The organism is Rhizobium sp. SVR5-9E (assembly GCF_056755095.1).
On record NZ_JBNDHS010000251.1, the window covers coordinates 1 to 467 of the forward strand.

Annotated in this window: 1 protein-coding gene; it reads right to left on the reverse strand. The window is 43.0% G+C overall.

The genetic code is table 11. From position 1 onward, the window contains the following. Positions 1-32: 32 nt before the first annotated feature. On the reverse strand, positions 33-467 hold a 435-nt coding region (gene pdxH, locus ACPYOJ_RS34665), incomplete at its 5' end, for a pyridoxamine 5'-phosphate oxidase (RefSeq protein ID WP_481420271.1).

The window sequence follows — 467 nt, forward strand, 5'->3', positions numbered from 1 at the left end:
GGTTTTTTTATGCAAAATGATAGCTCGGTGAATTACGGAGCAAGCCGTGAAATTTTCCAGTCAATACCACCCTCCAATTGATAAATGATTCTGTCATGCAAACGATTCGGCCTTCCCTGCCAGAATTCTATTTCGTAAGGTTTTGCGATATATCCTCCCCAGTTTTCAGGACGAGGAACTTCTTTGTTTTCAAATTGCTTTTCGAGATCTTTTAGCTTGCCTTCCAAAAATTCTCTGTCGGGAATCTCCTGGCTTTGCGGAGAAACTACAGCCCCAAGCTGACTTCCCTTCGGCCGTGAATGGAAATATCCGTCGCTAAGATTTTCTGCAACGCGCTCAAGATTTGCCTTAATAATGATCTGCCGTTCCAGGCTGGGCCAGAAAAAATGAAGGCAGGCCTTGTGCGTCTTTTCTATAGCTCTCCCTTTTCTGCTGTCGTAATTGGTATAAAAAATAAATCCTTCATA